The 9146-nt window shown below is 33.5% G+C and carries 9 protein-coding genes and 1 pseudogene; 2 read left to right on the forward strand and 8 right to left on the reverse strand.

What is annotated here, in order from left to right:
• Positions 1-436: 436 nt before the first annotated feature.
• The 6 genes and pseudogenes from Q0E86_RS10630 to Q0E86_RS10655 all read right to left on the reverse strand — a co-directional run bounded on the left by Q0E86_RS10630 (position 437) and on the right by Q0E86_RS10655 (position 4587).
• Positions 437-1996 carry a hypothetical protein gene (locus tag Q0E86_RS10630; RefSeq protein ID WP_295756997.1) on the reverse strand — a complete coding sequence of 520 codons (1560 nt, stop codon included), beginning with the start codon at positions 1994-1996 and terminating at the stop codon, positions 437-439.
• Positions 1965-2387 (reverse strand): IS200/IS605 family transposase, encoded by a 423-nt coding sequence (gene tnpA / locus Q0E86_RS10635; RefSeq protein WP_295756999.1) that lies wholly within the window; start codon positions 2385-2387, stop codon positions 1965-1967. Before tnpA ends, Q0E86_RS10630 begins: the two co-directional genes overlap by 32 nt.
• Positions 2377-2565 carry a hypothetical protein gene (locus tag Q0E86_RS10640; RefSeq protein WP_295570112.1) on the reverse strand — a complete coding sequence of 63 codons (189 nt, stop codon included), beginning with the start codon at positions 2563-2565 and terminating at the stop codon, positions 2377-2379. The genes tnpA and Q0E86_RS10640 overlap by 11 nt, the downstream gene beginning before the upstream one ends.
• Before the next feature lie 113 nt (positions 2566-2678).
• Positions 2679-2942, reverse strand: a pseudogene (locus Q0E86_RS10645) (MATE family efflux transporter); the annotation flags it as partial.
• A 30-nt stretch (positions 2943-2972) separates the two neighbouring features.
• A complete protein-coding gene (locus Q0E86_RS10650; RefSeq protein WP_295757001.1) occupies positions 2973-4142 on the reverse strand; it encodes an AraC family transcriptional regulator in 1170 nt (389 codons plus the stop codon).
• 163 nt (positions 4143-4305) lie between these two features.
• Positions 4306-4587 (reverse strand): hypothetical protein, encoded by a 282-nt coding sequence (locus tag Q0E86_RS10655; RefSeq protein ID WP_295757003.1) that lies wholly within the window; start codon positions 4585-4587, stop codon positions 4306-4308.
• Positions 4588-4944: 357 nt separating this feature from the next.
• On the opposite strand from Q0E86_RS10655, the gene Q0E86_RS10660 reads away from it, so the two are divergent.
• Entirely contained in the window at positions 4945-5508 is a 564-nt protein-coding gene (locus tag Q0E86_RS10660) for a TetR/AcrR family transcriptional regulator (RefSeq protein ID WP_295757022.1), read from the forward strand.
• Between the two features lie 91 nt (positions 5509-5599).
• Positions 5600-7558: an oleate hydratase gene (locus tag Q0E86_RS10665; RefSeq protein WP_295757025.1), complete on the forward strand. Its 1959-nt coding sequence runs from the start codon at positions 5600-5602 to the stop codon at positions 7556-7558.
• 35 nt (positions 7559-7593) lie between these two features.
• Here the strand turns inward: Q0E86_RS10665 and Q0E86_RS10670 are convergent, their stop codons facing one another.
• Complete coding sequence (locus tag Q0E86_RS10670) at positions 7594-7788, reverse strand: hypothetical protein (RefSeq protein WP_295757027.1); 195 nt, start codon at positions 7786-7788, stop codon at positions 7594-7596.
• A gap of 36 nt (positions 7789-7824) precedes the next feature.
• On the reverse strand, positions 7825-8973 hold the full coding sequence (locus Q0E86_RS10675) for a DUF349 domain-containing protein (protein WP_295757030.1): 1149 nt from the start codon (positions 8971-8973) through the stop codon (positions 7825-7827).
• Between the last annotated feature and the right edge of the window lie 173 nt (positions 8974-9146).

The following is a 9146-nucleotide window of genomic DNA, read 5'->3' on the forward strand; positions in this document are numbered from 1 at the left end:
TCCCATAAATACAGGAAATTTCAACAATTTATTCAAAAATTCAATTGTAGTTATACATTTTTTACAAAGTTAAGGTTATTATTCTTGCCAATTGATTTTTCGATAATATAAGAAAAATGCAACACTTGATAAAAACCATGTGAATGGATAGATCAAGTATACAAATAGGATGTTATGGAAAAGCATATTTAATATTGTCAATAATGTAACTCGTACAAAGCACCAACATACAAGCCTGACTACTCCTCACCGCAAGCAGTGAGGGTTCTTAACTGACAACATTATGCAGAAATCGTACATTATTTTCAAACTTTGGATTCCTGTCTTTCTGTTGGAGCAGTGAACTCTACAATCAAGCACTACATTTAGCACATTAACGATTGTTTTCTGTATCTCTACATGGAAGTATAGTCAATCTCCCAATTTTAACATGTATTTAATTTACTCTTATTCCACTGTTCATGACTTTGATCTGATTCATCTGGATATACTCTATTGTTTCATTTTGGTTTTTATACTGTTTCTCAAATTCATGAATGCACTTGTTCTTATCGATTTTGTTTGTATTTAAATCAATGCAGTACAAAAGGAAGGATGAATATAGATCTCTTTGTACCATTGTTCCATCTTGAAGTTTATACATCCTTTGTGACAACGACTTCTTGATATATGTATCACTCGTATGATCATACTGGCTTGCCTTATAGTCATTTGGTACTTCAACATAGATCCTGAACTTTCTTTTAGCTTGACTTTGAAAATAGCCTGGACATCTATTTTTTATAGATCTTCCAAATCGTTTCTTTCGCTTTCCAGTTTTAGCACGCTTCTGCAGTTTCTTGGCATTCTTTGGTTCTGTCACAAAAACATCCCCTAAACTTCTTAATTCATTCACATCTTCATTGATAGCTAAATGTCGATTGGTCGCATTGATTCTGCATAGCTCTGTATGTTTCGTTCTCAATTTCTTATAGCGATTCGAGTATGTCCACGTCTTCTTTCCTTTTTTAATAGTTCCATCCTCATTATAGTTGTCTGGATTCATTGCTCTACGACTTCTGTCCATTGCACGATAGATCCGTCTTTCTTTTCGTTCATTGACTTCAATACAACTTCCTCTTTCTGCAAGATTCTTTAAACCAGCTTTGGTTTCTGTTGTATACGCAATTGTCTGTGTTCCAACATCACATCCAACAATACCACTTCCTCTACTGTGTTTAAAATTGCCAAAACGATCCTGTTTCGGTTTAGATAAACCTTCGATTGTGATATGTACATAAACTCTTAACTTACCACGAATCTTTTTACATACAAGACTCACGTAACAAGGTCTGTATGTTGAAACACAGATATCTGTTTCTTTATATGTATTTGCAGCTATAGAATCCATTAATTCAGCATTTTTCAAATAATAAAGTATGGCATCCACTTCCTCTTGTTCATAGCGGTCCTTTATTTTTACGCCAAACTCCATATTCTTGAATTTAAAATTCATTTGTTTCATTATGATTCCACGATTGATCTGTTTAGCACGAATACACGGAAGATCTCCACGCTTTTTAAAGTGAATCGTTTCTCCATCCAAATAAAGACATTTTTCGATTCCATGAAATACATCCTCCGCTTTCGTTAGTGCAAATACGGCATCGATTCCATATTTCTTTCCAATGGGAATCATTGAAGTTCTGCAGTAATCCCATGTCACATCATACTGTTTCTGCATTTCCTTCATCTGATCACATACATCTTTTAATGCCTTCTTATTATTGGTATCCTTATATTTCTTATAAAGACTTTTTAGCTTGCGATACCTTTTCGTACGAACAAGCTGATCGTATCTTTTTTTCATGATTCCAGTCAGTTCATTACCGGCCTTACGAATCAAATCGGCATAATGAAAAATCTGACACTTTTCTACATAAGTCAGATTCGTCTCCAATACTAATACATGTCTATCTGAACATCTACGATAGGCTTTCAATTCGGGTTGTATCATTTTTCTGCTCCTCGATATATTTCTTGATTGCAGCTTCACTGATATGCCCTACAGAAGATATAAAATATCCATTTGACCATAATTTTCCACATCTCGCATAGAATTTCTTCAATTCCGGATATGCCTTCAACAATTGGATTGCACTCATAGATTTCAATGTTCGAACAACATCACAAGGTGCAACTGTTACAGGACAGTCCACAAAAATATGTATATAGTCAGGCATGACCTCTAAAGCTTTTATAATATATCCGTACGCATCACAAACTTCAGAAAGGATCTTATTCAAGGTATCATCCATACCATCACATCTGAACTTTGGACACCATATAATATGATACTGAACTAAATACTTACAATGAGAAGCACGATGATAATTCTCATTCTTCATGATCATTCACATCTTTTAACTGATACTTTTCCTGGATACCTCTACGCATCAAATCAAGAAAAGTAATCGTTTTACCTTCTTCAACCGAATAGATTCTGGCAAGGTTTTCCAGTTCTTTTTTCCATTCACTAGGAATGGCAATATTGATCTGAACATTGTTTGTTCTAGGTCTAGGCATGATATCAACTCCGAACTATTTCTACATATATTATATATTTTTTATACGCATTATACAATACAAAAAGTGGCTTTCATCTTTACAGCAAGCTATGGAGTTTTCGCCACTTAATTATAGCGTGCAATGACTACACCTGCGCCAACAGATATTCCGTAAAACAAGCTAGTTAAAAGGAAAATCAATTCACCACAAGAAGTAACGGCAGCAAGGCTTGAACTACCCAAATAGTTTCCTACAATCAAGGAATCGGCAGTGTTATATAGTTGTTGAAATAAGTTACCCAGAAACACAGGAAAGGCAAATAAAAGCATTTGTTTCCAAATTGTTCCAGATGTCATTAACATTTGATTCTTTTTCATGTACATATCATACACTATTAGAGAAAGAAAAAAAGTCCATTTCTGGACTTATTGAGAAATACTCTTGGCATAATCCGTTGGAGATATACCATATTGTAGCTTAAACTTCCTAGAAAAATAGTGAATAGAAGTAAAGCCTAGAATATCAGATATTTCTGAAATTGTTTGATTATGCTCATGAATCATGATTTTTGCCTGATTTAATTTCACATTAGAAATGTATTGTTTTGGCGTAATATGAATATTCGATTTAAATAAATTCTGTAAACTTGATCTTGAAATCGAGAACTTCATGCATAAATCTTCTACTGTAAATTGTTTATACACATTATTGTTTATAAACACCAAAATTTCATTCAACAATGTACTCTCATAGTGTTCTTGCATAGGATTCGCCGTAACAACATCTGACTCTTCAGCCTCATCATCAAATTGGTATAAAAGAATTAGAATCTGTTTCAAGTATAATAAAACGAGTTCTGAATTCAAATGCCCATCTGACTGAATGGATTTCATAAATTCAGACAAAACTTGATAAACATCTTTACGCGTATGGAATACACGATTTTTTAAATCTCCATCCAATTTATTATCCATATCGAAAGTAATTGTTAAATACGAGCATGTACTTTGGCTATCTGTGCTTTGCGTATGAAACTGTCCAGGATAATATAAAATCAAATCATATTTTTGAAGTCTATATTTCTGTCCATCTACTGTTGTATCTAATGTACCATGATCAATATATGTCAATTCATAATAATCATGTGTTTCTCCAGGGAATGTATAATTTGATTTTCGTACTTGATAAAAACATGTGAAAATCTCTTTTAAATTCATTCTTGAAACCAAAGGCTGATATGAATATGGCGTTTCCATCATCTTCTGATTCATTCCATGACTTGAATAATAAATTTGAAGCACACTCTCTCTTGAAATTGAAACATAATTAAAATAAATATCTGGCTTTAATCGAACAACACGGTGAATTACATATTCTTCGAATTTTTTACCATCTTTACTCACAACAAGCATGATAATTCCATTTTTAGTATCCAAATATACTGGATCACTAGAGTAATAAAAAGAATCAAACGTCTTATTTGTGATTTTAAAATCATTTTCAACATAATCAACCAAATGCCCCGCATTATGATTTACAGAATAGAATACATCTCCAAATTTTTGAAAAGAATAATTCGTAGTTCTCTTTTGCATATAAATCTCCTTAGTTTTATGCTCTATTATTTTTGTTCTTTTTAGTTATGAAAGTTTTTTATCTACTAAAAAGTATAAACCTAAATAATTTATTCGTAAAGTATTTTTCTGTAAACAAAAATGCTCTATTTACCATTTAGTACGATAAATAAAGCACTTTTTATCATCTCATTTTTTTGATCGCCGGAACAATTACTTTATTGATTATATCAAAATTTGTCGTTCCTTCATCCGCATAATAGTATTCTTTAAATTCATCGAGTGACAATCTCACTATTGTGACCAAAGACATTTCTCGATTATCTCGTTTCCATATTTCATATTCATATACTTCTAAATCTCGTTTATTTAAAACAACATTATATTCTGTACCATTCATACAAAAGCGAAAACAATCTAAGAAAAATACACTCATTTGCGATTCATCTACTGATATGTGTAGCATATTGACCCCCTCTTACTCATACATTATATAAGAATAATCTTTATATCTCATTAATTTATTTGATTTTTAATGAGACATAAGATAAAACAATGAAACTTCACATTAATTTAGGAGGATTTTTGTATTCCGCAAACTTAGATTCTCTTTCTTCCCAAAATTTCACAAAATGTTTTGATTAAATTAACGAATGATAATACTAAAATATAATTGTGCTTACAAGAAGCACATCTACAATATTCAAAGAGCCCTATTACAGCTAGGGCAAGGAAAAATTCTGTTTGTTACAGCCACTCAGAATTTAACATTCATGGTCTCCTAAGAATTGACGGGAGACCCTTTTTTTATTATTATTTTTGTATGTCAAACTTAACTAAACTTGCCTTAGAGCAATCCCTAAAAAGATTCTTATTAAAGAAACCATTGGATAAGATTACCATTAAAGATCTAACAGATGATATTGGCATTTCAAGAATGTCATTCTACTATCATTTTAAAGATATTTACGACTTAGTTGAATGGTCTTGTATTTATGATGCAACAAATGCACTAAAAGGAAACAAAACATATGACACTTGGCAAGAAGGATTAACATCCATTTTTGAAGCCGTTCTTCAAAACAAGCCATTTATTTTAAATGTATACCATACAACAACACAAGACAGTATTGAACGCTTTTTATTTACCACAGTACACGACCTTATTTTAGGCGTCGTCCGTGAAAAAGCACAAGGAACCAATATCACAGAAGAACAGATTCAATTTATTGCTGATTTCTACAAATACAGTTTTGTAGGTATTATGCTTGATTGGATCAGCAAAGGCATGAGTGAAGATTATCATGAAATCATCCATAATATGGCCAACACTTTGCATGGTTCCATCGCAAATTCAATTTCAAACTTTACAAATGAAGCAAAATGATAAAAAAATTATCATCTTGCTTTTTTTGTTCATGGTTTTTAATTTTGACCTCCATTATCATGTAGCCATAAGAACAAAGGAGGACATGTATATGTCAAAAAATAATGTAAAATTAGGCATTGCAGGCCTTACTGCTGCAGCTACAGGTGCTGCTTTATTTACTGCAAAAAAAGTAAGTGATAAAAAGAAAGAAGAAAAGAAATCAACAAGTGAATATCGTAATACAGAAAGAGGAAAATACGAAAAGAACTCTAAAGGTATTTACTACACAAACGGAAACTATGAAGCCTTCGCTCGCCCCGAAAAACCAGCAGGTGTAGATAATAAAAATGCTTATATCGTAGGTAGTGGACTTGCTTCATTAGCAGCCGCTTGCTTCTTAGTTCGTGATGGACAAATGCCAGGTAAAAACATCCATATTTTAGAAGCTATGGACATTGCCGGAGGCGCATGTGATGGAATCTATGATCCTACTCGTGGATATGTCATGAGAGGTGGTCGTGAAATGGAAAACCACTTCGAATGTTTATGGGATCTATTTAGAAGTATCCCTTCATTAGAAGTCGAAGGCGCTAGTGTTTTAGACGAATATTACTGGCTAAATAAACATGATCCTAACTACTCATTGTGTCGTGCAACAATCAATCAAGGAAAAGATGCACATACAGATGGAAAGTTTGATTTAAGTACTAAGGGTGCTATGGAAATCATGAAATTATTCATGACACCAGATGAAGACTTATATGATAAAACAATTGAAGATGTATTCGATGAAGAGGTGTTTGACTCAACATTCTGGATGTACTGGAGAAGTATGTTCGCATTTGAAAACTGGCACTCAGCCTTAGAAATGAAATTATACTTCCAAAGATTCATTCACCACATTTCAGGACTTCCTGATTTCAGTGCGTTGAAATTCACTCGTTACAACCAATATGAATCATTAATTCTTCCTATGCAAAAATATCTAGAAGCTCATGGCGTAGACTTCCAATTCAATACAGAAGTCACAAATGTTGAATTTGAGTTTGACGGAGATAAAAAAGTTGCGAAAACGATTGAATGCAAAGTCAATGGAACAGAAACGGGTATTGTATTGACAGAAAACGATTTAGTATTTGTGACAAACGGAAGTTGTACAGAAGGAACTATCTATGGTGATCAAGACCATGCACCTAATGGAGATGCTGAAGTTAGAACAAGTGGATGCTGGAGCTTATGGAAAAACATCGCAAAACAAGATCCTAGCTTTGGTCACCCAGAAAAATTCTGTTCAGACATTTCAAAGACAAATTGGGAATCTGCAACAGTAACAACATTAGATGATAAGATCATTCCTTATATCACAAACATTTGTAAGCGTGATCCTCGTAGTGGAAAAACCGTTACTGGAGGTATCGTAACTTGTAGAGATTCTAGTTGGTTATTAAGTTGGACAATCAATCGTCAAGGACAATTCAAAAACCAAGATCCAAATAAAGTATGCGTTTGGGTATATGGACTATTTACAGATGTGGATGGTGACTACATTAAAAAGCCAATGAGAGAATGTACTGGTAAAGAAATCACAGAAGAATGGCTATATCACTTAGGTGTTCCAACCGATCAAATTGAAGAATTAGCTACAAATTCTGCAAGATGCGTACCTACAATGATGCCATATATCACAGCCTTCTTTATGCCAAGAACGAAAGGTGATCGTCCAGATGTAATTCCGGATGGATGTGTAAACTTCGCATTCTTAGGACAATTTGCCGACACGCCAAGAGACACAGTCTTCACTACTGAATATTCAGTACGTACCGCAATGGAAGCTGTATATGGATTATTAGGTGTAGATCGTGGTGTTCCAGAAGTATGGGGCAGCGTATATGATGTACGTGAATTATTGGATTCAAGTGTAAAATTAATGGATGGTAAATCTCCATTAGAAATCGATCTAGGGCCTCTAAATATATTTAAAAAACCAATTCTTAAGGCCATCAAAGGAACTGTAATTGAAAAACTATTAAAAGATCACGATGTAATTAAAAGTGATATGAAATACTAAGATGAAAAGGAAGAAAGCACTAAACTTTCTTCCTTTTACATATCTAGCCAAATTTTAAGTCCCGTTGTATCGGCTCTACCCGATACGAAGGTTACCTCAACATTATGATACTTTTCACACTCTTGGCGAATATCTTTAACATATCCCTCTAATACAACTTGATTTTTTCGATTATACAATATAATTTTTGTTTCCGGATAAAACAGCTTCATACATTCATGAAAATTCATATAATAATTAACCCCAAGAAAAAGAGAGTAGTTGAACTACTCTGCTAATTTCTTTTCAATGTCCTCAATTTCTTGTTCAAGTTGTTTAATAAAGTCTTCTTTATCTTCTACTTGATCTTGTAAATCAGCTACTGTAGCTTCACTTACTAAACCAGTCATATCATCTTGAAGACGTTTAATTTGACGCTTTTGGTTTGCGATTTGTTCTTCTTTACGAGAAATAATTTCTGCCATGTGATCACGCCAGTTTGCGCGACGCTTTTCGCTAGCTGATTTTAAACCAGCAAAATATTCGTCCATAACACCTCTGAACTCATTCCAGATTTCATCTTCTTTATCTTTTCCACAGAAACCAATTGATTTCCATTTATTAGACAATTCTTTCATCATTGCAGTTTGTTCACGAGTATATTCTTGTAAACCTGCGATTGATTTTGCTTCTTTAACTAAAGCTTGTTTTTCTGCATACTTTTCGTCATGTTCTGCATGTAGTTTTTCATAGAATTCATTACGTTTCGCATAGAAATTCTGACGAGCTTCATTAAATGCATTCCATAAATCATCATCAAATTCACGGCCTGCATTTCCTGCAGCTTTCCAAGCATCCATTAATTCTTTATATTTAGCACTTGTTTTTTGCCATTCTTCAGAATCTTGTAAAGATTTAGCTTTTTCAATTAAATCTTCTTTTACCTTTTTCGCATTTTCAAACTGAACTGCTCTGTTTTCCCAGTTAGCATGTTTACGATCATAGAACTTCTGACGAGCTGCATTGAAACGTTCCCACAATTCATCGTCTGTTTTCTTTCCGGCATTTCCAGAAACTTTCCATTGATCCATTAAAGAAGTCATTTTTTCAGTAGCCTTTTTAAAGTCGTCTGATAAAGATGTTTTTTCAGCCTCTTTAATTAAAGCTTCCTTTACATCTACTACTTTTTGAGCTAATGCCTTTTGTTTTTCATATACCTTTTCAACATTCGCCTCAAATTCTTCTCTTAACTTTTCTTCTGCCAAAGACTCACCAAAACCAGTCTTTCTCCATCTTTTTTTCAAATCGTTCACAAAGCGAACTGCTTCGTTGAAATCTTCGATTTCATCAACCTTTTTTGATTCTTCGACAAGAGCCTGTTTTTGATCAATACCGGCTTCCATATCTTCAAATTCTTCGTAAAATTCTTTTTCCATACATCTACTCAGCTTTCTAATCATCCGATTACTTATGATTATATCATAGAATAAAAAAAGTATAAAAAAAAACTGCATATGCAGTTTAAATTTTATAATTGGTGGAGCGTATCGGGATCGAACCGATGACCCCCTGCGTGCAAGGCAGGTGCTCTCCCAGCTGAGCTAACACC

It is taken from the genome of uncultured Holdemanella sp. (genome assembly GCF_934754935.1).
Lineage (GTDB): Bacteria > Bacillota_I > Bacilli_A > Erysipelotrichales > Erysipelotrichaceae > Holdemanella.

What these genes read in the sequence shown, in the direction of transcription:
- Q0E86_RS10675 (WP_295757030.1), bottom strand. Translation starts at nt 8,973, where the DNA reads ATGGAAAAAGAATTTTACGAAGAATTTGAAGATATGGAAGCCGGTATT.
- Q0E86_RS10670 (WP_295757027.1), bottom strand. Translation starts at nt 7,788, where the DNA reads ATGAATTTTCATGAATGTATGAAGCTGTTTTATCCGGAAACAAAAATT.
- Q0E86_RS10660 (WP_295757022.1), top strand. Translation starts at nt 4,945, where the DNA reads ATGTCAAACTTAACTAAACTTGCCTTAGAGCAATCCCTAAAAAGATTC.
- Q0E86_RS10640 (WP_295570112.1), bottom strand. Translation starts at nt 2,565, where the DNA reads ATGCCTAGACCTAGAACAAACAATGTTCAGATCAATATTGCCATTCCT.
- tnpA (WP_295756999.1), bottom strand. Translation starts at nt 2,387, where the DNA reads ATGAAGAATGAGAATTATCATCGTGCTTCTCATTGTAAGTATTTAGTT.
- Q0E86_RS10655 (WP_295757003.1), bottom strand. Translation starts at nt 4,587, where the DNA reads ATGCTACACATATCAGTAGATGAATCGCAAATGAGTGTATTTTTCTTA.
- Q0E86_RS10665 (WP_295757025.1), top strand. Translation starts at nt 5,600, where the DNA reads ATGTCAAAAAATAATGTAAAATTAGGCATTGCAGGCCTTACTGCTGCA.
- Q0E86_RS10650 (WP_295757001.1), bottom strand. Translation starts at nt 4,142, where the DNA reads ATGCAAAAGAGAACTACGAATTATTCTTTTCAAAAATTTGGAGATGTA.
- Q0E86_RS10630 (WP_295756997.1), bottom strand. Translation starts at nt 1,996, where the DNA reads ATGATACAACCCGAATTGAAAGCCTATCGTAGATGTTCAGATAGACAT.